Genomic DNA, 19,304 nt, shown 5'->3' on the forward strand with positions numbered 1-19,304 from the left:
TCATGGCCGGTCCGGTTGCGGTGAGCTGGAGGGGACGGTCGCGTGAGCGAGATACCTGCACAGGCACATCAGGCCCGCGAGCGCGGGGAGACGTGGCACGACTCCCTGTGGCACAGCAGCCCGCCTGGCTCGATATATGACTACATAAGAGTCGCCTCCTTCTCGATCGGACCGGACGGTCTCATCGACCAGTGGAGTCTGCGCGCCGAGGAGCTCTTCGGGCTGACCGCCGCGCAGGCGGTGGGACGCGACCCGGTCGACGCCTTCATGCCGCCGGAGCTGCGGGCCGGCGGTCACCGCAAGGTCGCCGAGATCCTCGACGGCGAGGAGTGGACCGGCCTCATCCCCTTCCGCATCCCCGGCGGGGACGGCGCGCACGGCGTCGCCGAGATCTACGTGATGCCCACCCGCACGGAGACGGGCCGGCGAGCCGCCCTGTGCGTCGTCGTCGACGTACGCCAGCTGCGCCGGATCGAATCCGACCTCGCCGCCTCGCAGGCCATATTCGGTCAATCTCCCTTCGGCTTCCTGCTGTTCGGTACGGACCTCACGGTGCAGCGCGCGAACCGCCGCTTCGCGACCGTGTTCGGCGGCGCGGCCGAGGAGCACCGGGGCCGCACGGTCCACGACTACCTGCCGCCGCACGAGGCCGACCGGATGGCCGAGGCCCTGCGGCGGGTGCTGGAGACCGGCGAGTCCGTCAACGACCTGCGGATCACCGGCGCCACCCCGCGCAGCCGCGAGGACCGCCACTGGTCGATCAACCTCTACCGGGTGCACGACGGCACCGGCAGTCCCATCGGTATCGCGGGGATCGGCATCGACGTCACCCGCCGCCACCTCGCGGCCCGTGAAGCCGCCGGGGTCCGGCGCAACCTCGCCCTCCTCAACGAGGCCGGGCACCGGATCGGCAACTCCCTCGACCTGGAGACCACCGCCCGGGAACTCCTCGACGTCACCGTCCCCGGCTTCTGCGACCTGGCCGCGGTCGACCTCTACCAGGGGCTGCTGCTCGGCGACGACGACCGCCCGGCCCGGCCGCAGGGCCGGCGGCGGGAGCTGCCGGCCGTGCCCGGGCAGGGCTCCGGGCGCGCGCCGTCCGCGCCGCTGCGGAGGGTGGCCTTCGCCTCCGCCGTGTCCGACGCCCCGCTGTCGGGGCCGGGCGCGCTGGTCTCCGTAGGAGAGGTCCACCGCTACCCGGCCGGGTCGCCGGGCGCGCTGGCCCTGCGGACGGCCAGGCCCCGGCTCGTCGAGGGTGCCGGGAGCGACGACCTCGTGCAGTCGACGCTGGTCGTGCCGATGCTCGCCCACGACACGGTGGTCGGACTCGCCCAGTTCTCCCGCACGAAGGGCAGCGAACCGTTCGGCGAACGCGACCGGGCCGTCGCGGTGGAACTCGCCGCGCGCGCCGCCGTCTGCATCGACAACGCCCGCCTCTACCGGCGCGAGCACGAGCGGGCACTGATCCTCCAGCGGAGCCTGCTGCCCCCCGGCGACCCCGAGGCGGCCGGCCTGGACATCGCCTGCCGCTACCTGCCCGGGAACGCGGCGACCGAGGTCGGCGGCGACTGGTTCGACGTCATCGAACTGCCCGGGCACCGCACGGCGCTGGTCGTCGGGGACGTGATGGGCCGGGGGCTGCGCGCCGCCGTCGCGATGGGTGAACTGCGGACCGCCGTACGGACACTGGCCCTGCTGGACCTGGAGCCGGCCGAGGTGCTCTCCGCGCTGGACGAGGTCGCCCGCGGCCTCGGCGCCCCCGGAGGCGCACAGCAGGCCTCGCGGGCGGCGCTGCACTCGCGCGACGCCGACCGCTCGGAGGTCTACCTCGCCACCTGCGTCTACGCCGTCTACGACCCGGTGACCCGGCGCTGCACCATCGCCAACGCCGGCCACATGCCGCCGGTCCTGGTCGAACCCCCCGAGGAGGGCGTCGCGCCCCGGCCCGGGCTGCTGCTGGAGGTGCCGCCCGGGATGCCGCTGGGCGTGGGCGGCGAACCGTTCGAGGAGGTGGAGATCGACCTCCCCGAGGGGGCCCTGCTCGCCCTGTACACCGACGGGCTCGTCGAATCGCGGGACCATCCGCTGGAGGAGGGCCTGAGCGGGCTGCGCGACGCGCTGGCCGACCCGGCCCGCCCGCTGGAGGAGGTCTGCGACCACGTGCTGAACACCCTGGAGACCCGGCACGGCGAGGACGACATCGCGCTGTTGATGGCACGGGTGCAGGGGCTCCCGGTCGACGCGGTCGGGGACTGGCAGCTGCCGCGCGAGGCCCGCTCGGTGGGACGCGCCCGGGAACTGGCGCGGGCGAAGCTGCCGGCGTGGGGCCTGGAGGGGCTGCTGGACACCACCGAGCTGCTGGTGAGCGAGCTGGTGACCAACGCCCTGCGGTACGGGGAGGGGGAGATCCGGCTGCGGCTGCTGCTGGACCGCACCCTGGTCTGCGAGGTGTGGGACGCGAACCTGGCGCAGCCGCGCCGGCGCCGGGCCCGCGACACCGACGAGGGCGGCCGCGGGCTCCAACTGGTCGGGCTGCTGTCCGCCGGGTGGGGCACGCGGCGCACCCACCGGGGCAAGACGGTGTGGTTCGAACTCCCGCTGCCGGGCGCAGCCGCCGAACCGGTGACCGAACTGTCGGCGGAGCAACTGCTCGGCATGTACGGCTGAGCGGGCACGGGTGACCCCCGCCCGCACCGCGGGTGCCCCCGGCGCCACGTCGATGACGTCCCCGGGGGGCACCGTGTCCGGTGGAGGGAACAGCGGGGTGCTAAGCCTCCGAGCGCCGGCGGATCTTGTTCCCCAGCCACACCAGCGGGTCGTACTTGCGGTCCACCACCCGCTCCTTCAGCGGGATCAGCGCATTGTCGGTGATCTTGATGCCCTCGGGGCAGACCTCCGTGCAGCACTTGGTGATGTTGCAGTAGCCCAGCCCGTGTTCCTCCTGCGCCGTGCGCTTGCGGTCCAGGCCCTCCCCGGCGGCCGCGTCCAGCGGATGCATGTCCAGCTCCGCGACCCGCATCAGGAACCGCGGACCGGCGAACGCGCTCTTGTTCTCCTCGTGGTCACGCACCACATGGCAGGTGTCCTGGCACAGGAAGCACTCGATGCACTTGCGGAACTCCTGCGAGCGCTCCACGTCCACCTGCTGCATCCGGTACGCGCCCGCCGCGACCCCGGGCGGCGGCACGAAGGCCGGCACCTCCCGCGCCTTGGAGTAGTTGAAGGACACGTCCGTCACCAGGTCGCGGATCACCGGGAAGGCCCGCAGGGGGGTCACCGTGATGGTCTCCTCCCGCGAGAAGGTGGACATGCGGGTCATGCACATCAGCCGCGGCCGGCCGTTGACCTCCGCGCTGCACGAGCCGCACTTGCCCGCCTTGCAGTTCCAGCGGACGGCGAGGTCCGAGGCCTGCGTGGCCTGCAAGCGGTGGACGATGTCCAGCACCACCTCGCCGTCGTTCACCGCGACGGTGAAGTCCCGCAGCCCACCGCCCTCCGCGTCGCCCCGCCAGATCCGGAAGCGGGCGTCGTAGGTAGTCACTCGTAGAGCTCCTCTTCGGCGAGGTACTTGGCCAGCTCGTCCTTTTCGAAGAGGGCGAGCAGATCAGGGCGGATGGGTTCGGTACGGGTCCGCTCCAGGCGGATCCGGTCCGCGTCCGGGCCGTCGCCGGCCGCGGGTTCCACGAGCCGGCACAGCAGGTTCACCGGCCGCCAGTCCCGCTCCATCGACGGGCAGTCCTCGCGGGTGTGGCCGCCACGGCTCTCCGTGCGCTCCAGGGCGGCCCGTGCCACGCACTCGCTGACCAGCAGCATGTTCCGCAGGTCCAGCGACAGGTGCCAGCCCGGGTTGAACTGGCGGTGGCCCTCGACCCCGGCCCGGGCGGCCCGCGCCCGCAGCCCGCGCAGCCGCTCCAGCGCCTCGGCCATCTCCGCCTCGCGGCGGATGATGCCGACCAGGTCGTTCATGGCCGTCTGGAGCTCCTGGTGGAGCGTGTACGGGTTCTCCGCGCCCTCGTCGGCGTGGAAGGGGGCCAGCGCCTCCGCGGCCGCCGCGTCCACCTCCGCCTGGGAGACGGCCGGGGGAGCGGCCAGTGCGGAGGCGTACTGCGCCGCGTGCAGCCCCGCCCGTCGGCCGAACACCAGCAGGTCGGAGAGGGAGTTGCCGCCCAGCCGGTTCGAGCCGTGCATGCCGCCCGCCACCTCACCGGCCGCGAACAGCCCCGGCACGCCCGGGGTGGCGGCGGTGTCCGACTCCACCGCGATCCCGCCCATCACGTAGTGGCAGGTCGGGCCGACCTCCATCGCCTCCGCGGTGATGTCCACGTCCGCCAGCTCCTTGAACTGGTGGTACATCGAGGGCAGCCGCCGCTTGATGGTCTCGGCCGGCATCCGCGTGGACACGTCCAGGAACACCCCGCCGTGCGGTGACCCGCGCCCGGCCTTGACCTCGGAGTTGATGGCACGCGCCACCTCGTCGCGCGGCAGCAGCTCGGGCGGGCGCCGGTTGTTGTCCGGGTCCTCGTACCAGCGGTCGCCCTCGTCCTCGGTCTGCGCGTACTTCTCCTTGAAGACGTCCGGGATGTAGTCGAACATGAACCGCTTGCCCTCGCTGTTGCGCAGCACCCCGCCGTCGCCGCGCACCGACTCGGTGACGAGGATGCCCTTCACCGAGGGCGGCCAGACCATTCCGGTCGGGTGGAACTGCACGAACTCCATGTTCACCAGCGGCGCCCCGGCGAGCAGGGCCAGCGCGTGGCCGTCGCCGGTGTACTCCCAGGAGTTGGAGGTCGTCTTGAAGGACTTGCCGATCCCGCCCGTGGCCAGCACCACCGCCGGGGCCTCCAGTACGAAGAACCGGCCCGTCTCGCGCTCGTAGCAGAAGACCCCCGAGACCCTCGGCTCCGCACCCGCGTCGGAGCCGCCGGCGGACCCGCTCTTCAAGACCCTCGTGACCGTGCACTCCTGGAAGACCTTGAGCCGGGCCTCGTAGTCCCCGTACTCCTTGAAGTCCTCCTGCTGGAGTGCCACGATCTTCTGCTGGAGGGTGCGGATCAGCTCCAGGCCGGTGCGGTCCCCGACGTGGGCGAGGCGCGGGTACTCGTGGCCGCCGAAGTTGCGCTGCGAGATCTTCCCGTCCGGAGTCCGGTCGAACAGGGCACCCCAGGTCTCCAGCTCCCAGACCCGGTCGGGCGCCTCCTTCGCGTGCAGCTCCGCCATGCGCCACTGGTTGAGGAACTTGCCCCCGCGCATGGTGTCGCGGAAGTGCACCTGCCAGTTGTCGCCCTCGTTGACGTTGCCCATGGAGGCGGCGATCCCGCCCTCGGCCATCACCGTGTGGGCCTTGCCGAAGAGGGACTTGCAGATCACCGCCGTACGGGCGCCGCGTTCGCGGGCCTCGATCGCGGCCCGCAGCCCGGCGCCGCCCGCGCCGACCACGACCACGTCCCACTGCTGCCGGTCGACTTGAGCCATGTCAGAAGATCCTCGGGTCGGTGAAGGCGCCGCTGGCCACCAGGTAGACGTACAGGTCGCACAGGGCGACGCTGATCAGCGACGCCCAGGCCAGCTGCATGTGGCGGGCGTTCAGCCGGCTCACCCAGCCCCACAGCCGGTAGCGGACGGGATGCTTGGAGAAGTGCTTGAGACGGCCGCCGATGATGTGCCGGCAGGAGTGGCAGGAGAGGGTGTAGGCCCAGATCAGCACGATGTTGACGAGGAACACCAGCGTGCCGAGGCCCATGTGGCCCCACTCGTAGCGGTCGTTGCGGAAGGTCAGCGCGGTGTCGTACGTGAGGATCGCCGCGACCGGCAGCGCCGCGTAGAAGAAGTACCGGTGCAGGTTCTGCAGGATCAGCGGGAACCGGGTCTCGCCCGTGTACGCGGAGTGCGGCTCGGCGACGGCGCAGGCGGGCGGCGAGGCCCAGAAGCCCCGGTAGTAGGCCTTGCGGTAGTAGTAGCAGGTCAGCCGGAAGCCGAGCGGGAAGATCAGGATCAGCAGGGCGGGGGACAGACCCCACCAGCTGCCGAACACGTCCAGGTTGGGCCCGCCGCGCATCACCGTGCAGTTCTCCGCCAGGCAGGGGGAGTAGAAGGGCGAGACGTAGGGGGCCGCGTAGTAGTCGGCGTTAGCGAAGGCCCGCCAGGTCGAGTACGCGATGAAGGCGAGCAGTCCGGCCGCGGTGCCGGCGGGCGAGAGCCACCACCGGTCGGTCCGCAGGTGCGGGGCCGCGATCGCGGCCCGGAAGGGTCCGTGGACGCCGCCGGCCTGCGGGGGCCGGTGGGATGGGGGCAAGTCCGTGCCTGTGGCCAAGGGGGACTCCGGGTGGAGTGATGAGGGGTGGCCCAGGAGACCCGGCCGCGCGCTGCGCCGGCCGGGTCAGATGGGGTGTGGATGTGCGGGGGAGTATGCCGGGTCAGGGCGCCCGGCGGTCACGGGCGCCGAGGCCCTCGTCGTCGGAATCCGTCCACAGCGAGCTGTCGTACGGGGTGTCCGGGACGGTGACCATGCCCTCCCTCCCGGCGGGCCCGGAGGCGGCCGGGCCCTGGCGGGCGACGTCGCGCTCCAGCCGCTCGACCGAGCGGACCAGCTCGTTCAGGTTCCGTCGTACGGCGGTCAAATCGTCTTGCAGGGACATGAGGTGCCCTCACTTCCGCGCGTGCGGTGGCATTGCTCCTGGGCGCCTGCGAGTGTCGCTCTTCCCTTCCCCCGTTGTGAAGGGACGTGCAGCGATTGCGGGCGCACAGGCGCGATGTGTGCGCCCCTCCCTGCCCCCATTCTCATCCCTCGAACGGGGGAACGCTCCTGCGGCGATCGCTGCGATCACCCCCCTGACGCAAGCCGGATTGGTCCGCACGGGTGGGGTTCGCGGCGTGGCGCGGTTCCCCTCCGGGGCACTCGGAGCGCCGTCGATTTCAGTGGGTTTCGCACGCAGTGTGATCAGCTCCATATACCGCCAAATTGATCAAGCTCCACGCTCAGGCTCACCCCCACGCCCCGCCCCGGAGGTACCACCCATGACCCAGAGAAGGCGCAGGTCCTTGGCGCTCCTGACCTCGGGAGTCCTCGCACTGCCGCTGCTCGCGGGCTGCGGCGCGGGTGAAGACGAGGGCGGTCCGGTCGCGGCCGGCCAGGACATCGCGGCGACGGCGCGCGACCGGGTCGCCGACGGCGGGGTGCTGCGCTGGGCCGTCGACACCCTGCCGGACACCCTGAACACCTTCCAGGCCGACGCCGACGCCACCACGTCCCGGATCGCCGGGGCGGTGCTGCCGCAACTCTTCACGCTCGACGACAAGGGACGGCCGGTGGCCGATCCCGACTACCTGGAGAAGGCGGAGATCGTCGCCCGGGAGCCCAAGCAGGTCGTGCTGTACAAGCTGAACCAGCAGGCGGTGTGGAGCGACGGCCGGGAGATCGGCGCCGCCGACTTCGTCGCCCAGTGGCGGGCCCTGAACGGCAAGGACTCGGCGTACTGGACCGCGCGCAACGCGGGTTACGACCGGATCGAGAAGATCGAGCGCGGCAAGAACGACCTGGAGGTGAAGGTCACCTTCGCCAAGCCGTACACCGACTGGCGCTCGCTGTTCAGCCCGCTCTACCCGAAGCAGGTCACCGGCACCCCCGAGTCCTTCAACGAGGGGGCGCGCGGCGCCCTCAAGGTCACCGCCGGACCCTTCAACCTCGGCACCATCGACAAGAAGACCGGCACCGCGGCGCTGACCCGCAACGCCCGCTGGTGGGGCCGCCCGGCCAAGCTGGACAGCCTCGTCCTGACCGCCGTGCCCCGCTCCGAGCGCCCGGCCGCCCTCGCCGCGGGCCGGCTCGACCTGGCGGAGATCGACCGCGCGGGCGTCGACCGGATCGCGCTCGCCCACCGGGACGCGGGCGACCCGGGCGGCGCCCACGGGCCCGGCGCCTCGGTGACGGCCGCGGAGGCAACCTCGTCCTGGGCGATCGCCTACGGCGCCGACGAGAACCGGGCCCGGGAGGAGCAGGAGCGCCGGGCCAGGAACGCGGACGCGGCCAAGAAGTACGCCGACGAGCAGGCGGCCCTGCGCGGCTTCACCGTCCGCAAGTCCCTGGAGCCGGCCTACACGCAACTGGCCATGAACGGCGCCTCGGGGCCCCTGTCCGACGAGCGGGTCCGGCGCGCGGTGGCCCGGGCCATCGACCGCAAGGCCCTCGCCGAGACGGTGCTCAAGCCGCTCGGACTGCCCGCGAAGCCCGTCGGCAGCCACCTGGCGCTGGCCGGGCAGCGTGCGTACGCCGACAACAGCGACGCCCTCGGCGGCCAGGACACCCAGGCCGCGCAGGCGCTGCTCGCCGACGCGGGGTGGCACCGGGGCGGGAAGATCAAGGAGCCGGCGGCCAAGGCGGGCCCGGAGGGCGAGGAGGGGACCGCGAAGGACGACGGCAAGACCCCCGCCGGGCCGGGCACGGGCAACGACGGCCTGTACATCGTGGGCCAGGACGACCGCAACGGCGACGACAAGCCCGCGGGCGCCGGCCGGGCCCGGACGGGCAGCCCCGGCGACCACCTGACCCACGGCGGCCTGCGCCGCGCGGGCATGCTGCCCGCCGAGGCGAGCCTGCCCGAGGGGCTCTACGCCCCGGACGGGGAGATCGCGGACGCGGACCGCTTCGCGCCGGACGCCGCCGGCCGGCCCTCGCCGGTGCTGGCCCCGGCGCCGCTCGCGGCCCAGCAGGAGCGGGCCCTGCTGGCCCAGGCGGCGAAGGTCGTGGACGACGCCAAGCGGGCCGCGGCGGCCCGGGACGGCGAGGAGGGCGCGGACGCCAAGGACGCCGCCGACGCCGCGGACGCGAAGGACTCAGCCGACGCCAAGGATCCCGCCCAGGCCCCGGCGACGGCCAGCCCCGCCCCGGCGGCACCGGCCAAGCAGAACCGGGCCGGCGCCCCGCTCGCCAAGGACGGCAAGCCGCTGACCCTGCGGTTCGTGCTCCCGTCGGGCCCCGGTTCGGAGGCCCTGCGCACGGTGGGCGAGCGGATCTCCCAGATGCTCCAGAAGGTCGGCATCCAGACCGAGCTGACCAAGGTCGCCGACGAGAGCTTCTTCAAGGACCACATCGCCTCGGGCCAGTACGACCTCGCCCTCTACTCCTGGCCCGCGACCGCCTACCCCGCCACCGACGCCCGGCCCATCTTCGCCAAGCCGGCGCCGGCCGCCGACGGGTCGCTGCTCGTGGAGCAGAACTACACCCGCGTGGGCACCGACCACATCGACCAGCTCTTCGACCAGGCGCTGGGCGAGCTGGACGAGGACCAGTCCCGCGAGTTGATCCGCAAGGCGGACGCCCGGATCTGGGCCGCCGCAGGGTCCATCCCGCTCTACCAGCGCCCGGAGCTGGTGGCCGTCAAGCCGAACCTGGTCAACGCGGGCGCCTTCGGCCTCGGCACCCCCCGCTTCCAGGACATCGGATGGAAGAAGGCGGACGCGCCCGGCGGGAAGAACAAGAAGTAGCGGGGAACGAGAACCGGCCGAGGAGCGTGGGGACCCCGGGAGAGCACAGGAGGAGCCCAGGAGGAGCCCAGGAGGAGCACACAGGGGGAAGAAGTGGTGACGCAGAGGTGCCGAGCGGGTTGACCCACGGGTCACAAGCTCAGATGTGACTCAATTGCCTTGCCCGCCGGACACCCGGCGGGCAAGGTCGTGAGTACCCGTTGACCCGCATGAATCCCAGGTGGATGCGGGCGACTGCCGAGGCCGCGGCACCCCACTCCACACCCGGCCCCGCTCAGTCGTCCGGCCTCTTGACAGACCCCACGGCAGGCGGTTCCCGCCATTCGACGTACGATGGGGTAAGGCCGTGGCAGGTTTCCGCCCGGCTCAAAGGCTCGCGTGCCGGACCGTACGCGCCGCCATCCACGATCCCGGGAGAAGCGCCGAAGTGCCCACGCGCCACGACATCCGTAACGTCGCCATCGTCGCCCACGTCGACCATGGCAAGACGACCATCGTCGATGCCATGCTCAAGCAGGCCGGTGCCTTCGCCGCCCACCAGCACCTCGACGACCGCATGATGGACTCGAACGACCTGGAGCGTGAGAAGGGCATCACGATCCTCGCCAAGAACACGGCGGTGAAGTACCACCCCAAGGACGGCGGGGCGCCCATCACGATCAACATCATCGACACCCCCGGCCACGCCGACTTCGGTGGTGAGGTCGAGCGCGGTCTGTCGATGGTGGACGCGGTCGTCCTGCTGGTGGACGCCTCCGAGGGTCCGCTGCCCCAGACCCGTTTCGTCCTGCGCAAGGCCCTGCAGGCGAAGATGCCGGTCATCCTCTGCATCAACAAGACCGACCGCCCGGACTCCCGGATCGACGACGTCGTCAACGAGACGTACGACCTGTTCCTGGACCTGGACGCGACCGAGGAGCAGATCGAGTTCCCGATCGTCTACGCCTGCGGCCGTGACGGCATCGCCTCGCTGACCAAGCCGGAGGACGGCACCGTCCCCGCGGACAGCGACAGCCTGGAGCCGTTCTTCTCCACCATCCTGGAGCACGTCCCCGCCCCGGTGTACGACGAGGAGGCCCCCCTCCAGGCCCACGTCACCAACCTGGACGCCGACAACTTCCTCGGCCGCATCGCCCTGGTGCGCGTCGAGCAGGGCGAGCTGCGCAAGGGCCAGACCGTCGCGTGGATCAAGCGTGACGGCACGATCTCCAACGTCCGCATCACCGAGCTGATGATGACCGAAGCCCTGACCCGCAAGCCGGCGGAGGTCGCCGGCCCCGGTGACATCTGCGCGGTGGCCGGTTTCCCGGAGATCATGATCGGCGAGACGCTGGCCGACCCGGAGAACCCGATCGCGCTGCCGCTGATCTCGGTGGACGAGCCGGCCATCTCCATGACCATCGGCACCAACACCTCGCCGCTCGTCGGTCGCGGCGGCACGGGCAAGGGCGCGGACGCCAAGTCCGCGGTCAAGGACCGCAAGGTCACCGCCCGCCAGGTCAAGGACCGCCTGGACCGCGAGCTCATCGGCAACGTCTCGCTCCGCGTGCTCGACACCGAGCGTCCGGACGCCTGGGAGGTCCAGGGCCGTGGTGAGCTCGCGCTGGCCATCCTGGTCGAGCAGATGCGCCGCGAGGGCTTCGAGCTGACCATCGGCAAGCCGCAGGTCGTCACCCAGGAGATCGACGGCAAGGTGCACGAGCCGGTCGAGCGCATGACGATCGACGTGCCCGAGGAGCACATGGGCGCCGTCACGCAGCTCATGGGCGTCCGCAAGGGCCGCATGGACAACATGTCGAACCACGGCTCCGGCTGGGTCCGCATGGAGTTCGTCGTCCCGTCCCGCGGCCTCATCGGCTTCCGCACGGAGTTCCTGACGAACACCCGCGGCACCGGTATCGCCCACTCGATCCACGAGGGCCACGAGCCGTGGTTCGGCCCGCTGGTGACCCGTAACAACGGTTCGCTGGTCGCCGACCGCGCCGGCGCGGTCACGCCCTTCGCCATGATCAACCTCCAGGAGCGCGGTGTGCTGTTCACCGAGCCCGGTACCGAGGTGTACGAGGGCATGATCGTCGGTGAGAACTCGCGCTCCGACGACATGGACGTGAACATCACCAAGGAGAAGAAGCTCACCAACATGCGTGCGGCTTCCGCGGACAACACCGAGAACGTGGTGCCGCCCCGCAGGCTCTCCCTGGAGCAGTCCCTGGAGTTCTGCCGCGACGACGAGTGCGTCGAGGTGACCCCGGAGGCGGTCCGCATCCGCAAGGTCGTCCTGGACCAGAAGGAGCGCTCGCGCACCGCGTCGCGCGCCAAGTCCGGTAAGTGACAACCCGATTGAACGAGCCCCGCTGCTGCGGCGGCTGAAAGCCGATCGGTCGACCGGCCCCTTCCCTCACGATGTCCGTGAGGGGAGGGGCTGTTCGCTTTTGTCAAGCGGATTTGGCGCTCCCGGCGTCCGCATACCGACCGTGACGCACCGGATGGTGAGCTAACCGTCCGTTTCGCACGTGTCTGTCTCCTATCCGTTTGTCCGGATTTCGGGTTTTCGCCATGCGGTGATGTTGTGAAAACGAGACCCCGTAAGTGTGGTTTACGGTCTGGGTGTCGCCGAGGATTGCTCCATTGAGCTCGGGTCAATGGGTCACACGCTGTGGGGAGCGTCGACTCACGAGCACACACGACGGGACCGGATTTCGCTGTCAGGGGTGTCAGCGGGGACGGCCCATCACTATCGACAGTGACTCCTGAGGAGGCAATTACCCATGCGCGGAGCAACGAGCGCCAAGTGGGTCGTGGGTGCCGTCATCGTGGCGATGTCTGCCACGGCGTGTGGCGGTGGCGACACCAAGGCTGATGGTGAATCAGGCGGTACGTTCCGCTTCGGTATCACCGAGCCGACCGCCATCGACCCCGTGAACGCACAGGAGTCGGAGGGCATCGTCATCGCCCGTGCGCTCTTCACCGGGCTGTACGACACGTCCAACGACGGCAAGCTGATCCCGAAGCTGGCCGAGTCCGGCACGCCGAGCGACGACGGCAAGACCTGGACGTTCAAGATCAAGGCCGGCACCAAGTTCACCAACGGTGAGCCGGTCGACGCCGAGTCCTTCGTCCGTGGCTGGACCCGCGTTTCCGCCAAGGCGTCCGCCTCCGACGTCTCGTACCACATGGCCGACATCGCCGGCTACGAGGACCTCCACAGCGGCAAGAGCGACAAGTTCGCCGGCCTGACGGCCGTGGACGCGACCACCCTCAAGGTGGAGCTGTCCATCCCGGACTTCGAGTTCGTCAAGAAGACCGCGCACTCCGTCTTCAGCCCCGTGCCGAAGGTGGCCGGCGCCGGTGACAACAAGGCGTTCAACGACCAGCCCATCGGCAACGGCGCGTTCAAGATGACGAGCCCGTGGCAGCACAACACGTCGATCACGCTGGTCCGCAACGACGACTACGGCCTGGAGAAGGCGCACCTCGCCAAGGTCGAGGCGAAGATCCTGAACCCGGCCAACGGCTCCACGCTGGAGTACCAGGGCTTCCAGTCGGGTCAGTTCGACTACGCCCGTATGCCCACGCCGCAGCTGACCTCGGCCAAGGCCAAGTACGACCCGCAGGGCGAGTGGATCTCCGGTGACTTCTCCGGCATCAACTACCTGAACATCTTCAACCAGAACGCGCCCTTCAACAATCCGGACGCGCGCAAGGCGATCTCGTACGCGATCGACCGCGAGGCGATCGCCAAGGGCGTCTTCCAGGGTCTGCAGAAGCCGGCCTCGGCCTTCCTGCCGCCGTCGTTCGCCGACGTCTACCAGGCCGGTGTCTGCTCCTCCTGCGTCAAGCAGGACGTGGCGAAGGCCAAGGAGTTCGCCGAGAAGGGCGGCCTCAAGCCGGGCACCGTCGTCAACTTCGGCTACAACACCGGCGCCGGCCACGAAGAGTGGGTCCAGGCCGTCGCGCAGCAGCTCAAGGACGTCCTCGGTCTCGACGTCAAGCTGGACGGCAAGCCGTTCAAGGAGGCGCTGGCCACCCAGCAGGACAAGGCGACCTCCGGTCTGTGGCGTCAGGCGTGGACCGCCGACTACCCGACCGCGGACAACTTCATGACCCCGCTGCTGAGCACCACCGGCATCGGTGAGGACCCGGCGACGGGCAAGGCGCAGGGCGACAACCGCGGCCGTTACTCCAACCCGGAGTTCGACAAGCTGCTCGTCACGGCCAAGGCCACCAAGGACGACGCCGCGCGCGCCGCGCTGTACAAGCAGGCCGAGAAGCTCGCGGTCGACACCGACCAGGGCGTCATCCCGCTGTGGCAGCGCACCCAGTACCGCCTGGTCAACAGCAAGAAGTTCAAGAACATCAAGATGGACTTCTACGAGGACCCGACCCTCGCGGAGATCTCGCTCAAGTAGCGGCCCCTCCACACACAGCAGGTAAGCGAAGGCCGTGGGGGCGGAGCTACTTCCTCTCTCCACGGCCTTCGTTCAGTCACGGGCGCACCCCTTAACCGGCGCCCGGCGGCGGCCCCTCTCCCGATCGGATGACGCCGCCCATTCCCACGCTCAGTATGTGAAGGAGGCATCGTGGGCAGATATGTGATCCGCCGGCTCGGGCAGATGGTGGTCGTCCTCTTCGGTGCGACGGTCGTGCTCTTCTGCTGTCTGTTCGTCCTCCCCGGCGACCCCGTGGGTTCGCTCGGCGGTGACAAGGCCCGCGACCCGGCTGTCGTCGAACAGCTCAGGGAGCGCTACGGACTCAACGATCCGCTCCCCGTCCAGTACGGGAACTTCGTGAAGAACCTGGCCCAGGGTGACCTCGGCGAGGACTTCACCCAGCGCCGACCGGTGACCGAGATCCTGCAGCCCAAGCTCGTCAACACCGCCGAGCTGGCCATCACCGCCATCGTCATCGACATCGTGATCGGCCTCCTGGCGGGCCTGGTCGCGGCGCTGTTCAGATACTCGTTCTGGGACGTGTTGATCACGCTGCTCACGACGATGGCCGTGGGATTCCCGTCCTTCGTCATCGGCATGGTGCTGCAGAAGGCGTTCGTGGTGGAGCTGCCCTGGTTCCCCCTGATCTCCGACGGATCGTTCAACTCCCTGATCCTTCCGGCCTTCACCCTGGCGATCCTCGACGCCGCACTGGTCGCCCGCCTCATGCGCGGCACCATGCTGGAGGTGCTGCGCGCCGACTACGTCAAGACGGCCATCGCCAAGGGTCTGCCCCGGCGGACGGTGCTCTTCAAGCATGTGATGCGCAACTCGATCATCCCGGTCGTCACCTACCTCGGCATCTCGTTCGGAACGCTGCTCGGCGGTGCGCTCATCACCGAGGCGATCTTCAACTGGGACGGCATCGGACTCGCGCTCGTGCAAGCGGTCCAGCAGCAGAACAACCCGATCATCATCGGCGTGGTGAGCTTCGGCGTCGCCGTGTTCGTTCTGCTCAACCTGATCGTCGACCTCTTGTACGCGGTCCTCGACCCGCGCATCCGTCTCGCCTGATTCCAGGCAGCCTGTTCTAGGAGTCACACCCATGTCCGAGCTCACCAAGAGCACAGCTGGGGCGGGGCCCGCTCAAACGGCGCCGGCAGCCCCCGCCGAGCCGGCGATCGCCCGCGTCACGCAGTGGGGCGAGATCCGCCACCGCTTCCTGGCCAACAAGCTCGCAGTCGTCGGCCTCGTGCTGGTCGCGCTGCTCTTCCTGGTCGCGATATTCGCGCCCCTGCTGTCCCCGCACGACCCGTACGCCCAGGACCTCACCAACACGCTGCAGGGTCCGGGCGGCGACCACCTCCTCGGCACTGACGCGCTCGGCCGCGACCAGCTCTCGCGCATCCTCTACGGCAGCCGCATCGCCGTCGTCGTCGGTCTCGCCTCGATCTTCCTGGCCTGCGTCATCGGCATCGTCGTCGGCGCGCTGGCCGGTTACTTCGGTCGCGGCACCGACTCGGTGCTGATGCGCATCGCCGACGTCTTCTTCGCCTTCCCGCTGCTCATCGGCGCCATCGTGATCATCATCGTGATGGGCCGCGGAGTGACACCGGTGATCATCTCGTTGGCCGTGTTCTCCTGGCCGACGGTCTCCCGCCTGCTGCGCAGCTCGATCCTGTCGGTCCGCGAGGCCGACTACGTGCTGGCGGCGCGCGCGCTGGGTGCCAACACCCGCCGGATCATCCTGCGTCACATCCTTCCCAACTCCATCGCCGCCGTGATGGCCTACGCCGCCTTCAACGTCGGTGGCGCCATCGTGGCCGAGGCCTCGCTGTCCTTCCTGGGCGTGGGCGTGAGCCCGGAGGTCCCGGAGTGGGGCAACATGCTCGCCGCCGCCAAGGACTTCATGGGCGTCAAGGACTACCTCTGGACGTACCCCAGCATCGCGATCGTGCTGACGGTTCTCGGCTTCGTTTTCGTTGGTGACGGGCTCCGCGACGCCCTTGACCCGAAGCTGCGCTAGAAGGGCGGCACCATCACATGACTACTTCAAGCATCACCGCAGAAGTGCCCCGCCAGAGGGGTGGGGGCGCCGAGGGCCCCGTACTCGAAGTGCGCGACCTGCACGTCGAGTTCAAGACCCGCGAAGGCATCGTCAAGGCCGTCAACGGCGTCAACTACAGCGTGTCCTCGGGCGAGACGCTGGCCGTGCTCGGCGAGTCCGGCTCCGGCAAGTCCGTGACCGCGCAGGCCATCATGGGCATCCTCGACTCGCCCCCCGGGCGGGTCTCCAAGGGAGAGATCCTCTTCCAGGGGCAGGACATCCTCCAGCTCCCGGAGAGCGAGCGGCGCAAGCTGCGCGGCCCCAAGATGGCGATGATCTTCCAGGACGCGCTGTCGGCGCTGAACCCGGTCTTCTCCGTCGGAAACCAGCTGGGCGAGATGTTCCGCGTCCACCAGGGCATGTCGAAGAAGGACGCCAAGGCCAAGTCCATCGAGCTGATGGACCGGGTGAAGATCCCGGCGGCCCGCAGCCGGGTCAACGACTACCCGCACCAGTTCTCCGGCGGTATGCGCCAGCGCATCATGATCGCCATGGCGCTCGCCCTGGAGCCGGACCTGATCATCGCGGACGAGCCCACCACGGCGCTCGACGTGACGGTCCAGGCCCAGGTCATGGACCTGCTGGCGGACCTGCAGCGCGAGTACAACATGGGTCTGATCCTGATCACCCACGACCTCGGCGTCGTCGCCGACGTGGCCGACAAGATCGCCGTCATGTACGCGGGCCGCATCGTCGAGCAGGCACCGGTCCACGAGCTGTACAAGCGCCCCGCGCACCCGTACACCCGAGGGCTGCTGGACTCGATCCCGCGCCTGGACCAGAAGGGCCAGGAGCTCTACGCGATCAAGGGCCTGCCGCCCAACCTGCTCAAGACCCCCTCGGGCTGCGCCTTCAACCCGCGCTGCCCGAAGGCGCAGGACATCTGCCGCACCGAGGTCCCGGCCCTGCTGCCGGTGGCCGAGCAGGACGGCACCGAGCTGGCCGGCCGCATCAGCGCCTGCCACTTCCGGGAGGAGCAGCTCCATGGCTGAGTTGGACAAGAAGGATGACGCCGTGGACGCGACCCCCGGTATCAGCGAGGTCGAGGTCGTCGACGCGGCGACCGAGACGGCGGCCCTGGCCGCCATCGAGGCGCCCGTCGACCGCGGCGAGCCCATCCTGCAGGTGCGCAACCTGGTCAAGCACTTCCCGCTGACCCAGGGCATCCTGTTCAAGAAGCAGATCGGCGCCGTCCGCGCGGTCGACGGGGTCTCCTTCGACCTGCACCAGGGCGAGACCCTCGGCATCGTCGGCGAGTCGGGCTGCGGCAAGTCGACCGTCGCCAAGCTGCTGATGCTGCTGGAGACGGCGACGTCCGGCGAGGTCTTCTACAAGGGCCAGGACATCACCAAGCTGTCCGGCAAGGCCCTCAAGGCCGTGCGCCGCAACATCCAGATGGTGTTCCAGGACCCGTACACCTCGCTGAACCCGCGCATGACGGTCGGCGACATCATCGGCGAGCCGTACGAGATCCACCCCGAGGTGGCTCCCAAGGGCGACCGGCGCCGCAAGGTCCAGGAGCTCCTGGACGTCGTGGGCCTGAACCCGGAGTACATCAACCGGTACCCGCACCAGTTCTCCGGCGGCCAGCGCCAGCGCATCGGCATCGCCCGCGGCCTCGCGCTCAACCCGGAGATCATCATCTGCGACGAGCCGGTCTCCGCGCTCGACGTGTCGGTGCAGGCGCAGGTCATCAACCTGATGGCGAAGCTGCAGGACGAGTTCAACCTCTCCTACATCTTCATCGCGCACGACCTGTCGATCGTCCGGCACATCTCGGACCGCGTCGGCGTCATGTACCTGGGCAAGATGGCCGAGATCGGCACCGACGCCCAGATCTACGACCACCCGACGCACCCGTACACGCAGGCGCTGCTGTCGGCCGTCCCGGTCCCCGACCCGGAGGCCCGCGAGGGCCGCGAGCGGATCATCCTCACCGGTGACGTCCCGTCGCCGGCCAACCCGCCGTCGGGCTGCCGCTTCCGCACCCGCTGCTGGAAGGCCGAGGACAAGTGCGCGACCGAGGAGCCGCTGCTGGCGGTCCCGGAGCGTTTCAAGACCGTGAACACCCCGGCCGCGCACGAGTCGGCCTGCCACTTCGCGGAGGAGAAGGCCATCCTGGCCGTCTGATCCCACGAGGCGTACGTTCCACGGGGCGCGCCCGGCACCGGATTCCTCCGGTGCCGGGCGCGCCCGCGTTTTCGGCTCCGGTACTCGGGCGGAGGCGGTTGCGGCCGCGCCGGGGCCCGGCCGAGAGTGTCCGGATGACCGACACGCTGACCGTCCGCCCCGCCGGGCCGGGGGACGCCGCCGACATCTGTGCGCTGCTCAACGCCGTCGACGTGATCGAGATCGGCAGACCGGAGACGGACCTCGGCAGCGTCGAGGCCGACCTCCACCACCCCCTCGTGCACCTCGCCACCGACTCCTGGCTCGCCCTCCAGGGCGGCCGGCCCGTCGCCTACGCGCTGGTCCGGGCCGACTCCGGGCCCGGCAGGGTCGACGGCGACCACTACGTCCTGCCCGGCCACACCTGGGCGGCCGTGCGGCTGCTGGAGCTGATGGAGATCCGGGCCCGGCGGATGGCGGGCGCCGACCGGGGCGCCGTGTTGCGCATCCAGCTGAACGCGGAACCCGCCCTCCACCCGGGGGTCCTGGCCCGGCGCGGCTACCGCACCGTGCGCCGCCACCAGGTCATGACCCGCCCGCTGGACCGGTCGGGGGACCCGGCGCCGCGGCCCCCGGCAGGGCTGACGCTGCGCCACTGCGGCACGGACGAGGCCGACCGGCGGCGGGCGCACGCCCTGGTGGAGGAGACCTTCGCCGCGCACTTCGGGCACGTGGAGCGGGCGTACGAGCCCTGGCTCGACCACCTCGACGCCCGCGGGCTGGACTGGACCCTGGTCTGGATCGCGGCCCTGCCCGCGCGGGGCGACGTAGCCGTCCTCCTCACCCGCGACGACCACACCGGCATGGGCTGGATCAGCCACCTCGGCGTACGCGAGGACGTACGGGAGCGGGGCATCGGCGGATTCCTGCTGCGCCACGCCTTCGCCGTCTACGCCGGACGCTGCCGGAACACCGTGGGCCTCGGCGTCGACACCGGCAACGAAACCGGCGCGTTGGCGCTCTACGAGGCGCACGGCATGCGGCCGCACTACGCCCTCGACACCTGGGAGCTTGGTTTGCACCCACAGGGGTGACGCGCGCGTATCGCCCGGGTGCAATCGGTCCAACCATGAGTGCGCAGGCCCCCACCTGGGGTGACATTGGGGCCTACGTGAGTC

The 19,304-nt window shown here is 70.3% G+C and carries 13 protein-coding genes; 9 read left to right on the forward strand and 4 right to left on the reverse strand.

Going from position 1 to position 19,304, the window contains the following annotated elements; all coding sequences use genetic code 11:
* The first annotated feature begins 42 nt into the window (after positions 1–42).
* Positions 43–2,667, forward strand: a complete 2,625-nt coding sequence (locus OHA81_RS20440; RefSeq protein WP_443056595.1) for a SpoIIE family protein phosphatase — start codon at positions 43–45, stop codon at positions 2,665–2,667.
* Positions 2,668–2,767: 100 nt separating this feature from the next.
* Here the strand turns inward: OHA81_RS20440 and OHA81_RS20445 are convergent, their stop codons facing one another.
* From OHA81_RS20445 to OHA81_RS20460, 4 genes are all read right to left on the reverse strand, one after another.
* Entirely contained in the window at positions 2,768–3,541 is a 774-nt protein-coding gene (locus OHA81_RS20445; protein WP_329197960.1) for a succinate dehydrogenase/fumarate reductase iron-sulfur subunit, read from the reverse strand.
* Positions 3,538–5,472, reverse strand: coding sequence for a fumarate reductase/succinate dehydrogenase flavoprotein subunit (locus OHA81_RS20450; RefSeq protein WP_329197962.1), 1,935 nt, complete (start codon positions 5,470–5,472; stop codon positions 3,538–3,540). Before OHA81_RS20450 ends, OHA81_RS20445 begins: the two co-directional genes overlap by 4 nt.
* Position 5,473: 1 nt before the next feature.
* Positions 5,474–6,310, reverse strand: a complete 837-nt coding sequence (locus OHA81_RS20455; protein ID WP_329197964.1) for a hypothetical protein — start codon at positions 6,308–6,310, stop codon at positions 5,474–5,476.
* A gap of 103 nt (positions 6,311–6,413) precedes the next feature.
* A complete protein-coding gene (locus OHA81_RS20460; RefSeq protein ID WP_329197966.1) occupies positions 6,414–6,635 on the reverse strand; it encodes a hypothetical protein in 222 nt (73 codons plus the stop codon).
* A gap of 379 nt (positions 6,636–7,014) precedes the next feature.
* On the opposite strand from OHA81_RS20460, the gene OHA81_RS20465 reads away from it, so the two are divergent.
* The 8 genes from OHA81_RS20465 to OHA81_RS20500 all read left to right on the forward strand — a co-directional run bounded on the left by OHA81_RS20465 (position 7,015) and on the right by OHA81_RS20500 (position 19,220).
* Positions 7,015–9,480, forward strand: coding sequence for an ABC transporter family substrate-binding protein (locus tag OHA81_RS20465; RefSeq protein ID WP_329197967.1), 2,466 nt, complete (start codon positions 7,015–7,017; stop codon positions 9,478–9,480).
* 427 nt (positions 9,481–9,907) lie between these two features.
* Positions 9,908–11,812 carry a translational GTPase TypA gene (typA, locus tag OHA81_RS20470; protein WP_329197970.1) on the forward strand — a complete coding sequence of 635 codons (1,905 nt, stop codon included), beginning with the start codon at positions 9,908–9,910 and terminating at the stop codon, positions 11,810–11,812.
* Positions 11,813–12,248: 436 nt separating this feature from the next.
* Positions 12,249–13,889, forward strand: coding sequence for a peptide ABC transporter substrate-binding protein (locus tag OHA81_RS20475; RefSeq protein WP_329197972.1), 1,641 nt, complete (start codon positions 12,249–12,251; stop codon positions 13,887–13,889).
* 171 nt (positions 13,890–14,060) lie between these two features.
* A complete protein-coding gene (locus OHA81_RS20480) occupies positions 14,061–14,984 on the forward strand; it encodes an ABC transporter permease (RefSeq protein WP_329197974.1) in 924 nt (307 codons plus the stop codon).
* Between the two features lie 31 nt (positions 14,985–15,015).
* A complete protein-coding gene (locus tag OHA81_RS20485; protein WP_329197976.1) occupies positions 15,016–15,936 on the forward strand; it encodes an ABC transporter permease in 921 nt (306 codons plus the stop codon).
* A gap of 17 nt (positions 15,937–15,953) precedes the next feature.
* Positions 15,954–17,009, forward strand: coding sequence for an ABC transporter ATP-binding protein (locus OHA81_RS20490; RefSeq protein ID WP_329197978.1), 1,056 nt, complete (start codon positions 15,954–15,956; stop codon positions 17,007–17,009).
* Positions 17,002–18,147 carry an ABC transporter ATP-binding protein gene (locus OHA81_RS20495; RefSeq protein ID WP_329197980.1) on the forward strand — a complete coding sequence of 382 codons (1,146 nt, stop codon included), beginning with the start codon at positions 17,002–17,004 and terminating at the stop codon, positions 18,145–18,147. Before OHA81_RS20490 ends, OHA81_RS20495 begins: the two co-directional genes overlap by 8 nt.
* Before the next feature lie 134 nt (positions 18,148–18,281).
* Complete coding sequence (locus tag OHA81_RS20500; protein ID WP_329197982.1) at positions 18,282–19,220, forward strand: GNAT family N-acetyltransferase; 939 nt, start codon at positions 18,282–18,284, stop codon at positions 19,218–19,220.
* Positions 19,221–19,304: the final 84 nt, after the last annotated feature.

The organism is Streptomyces sp. NBC_00667, from assembly GCF_036226825.1.
In the GTDB taxonomy this organism is placed as follows: domain Bacteria; phylum Actinomycetota; class Actinomycetes; order Streptomycetales; family Streptomycetaceae; genus Streptomyces.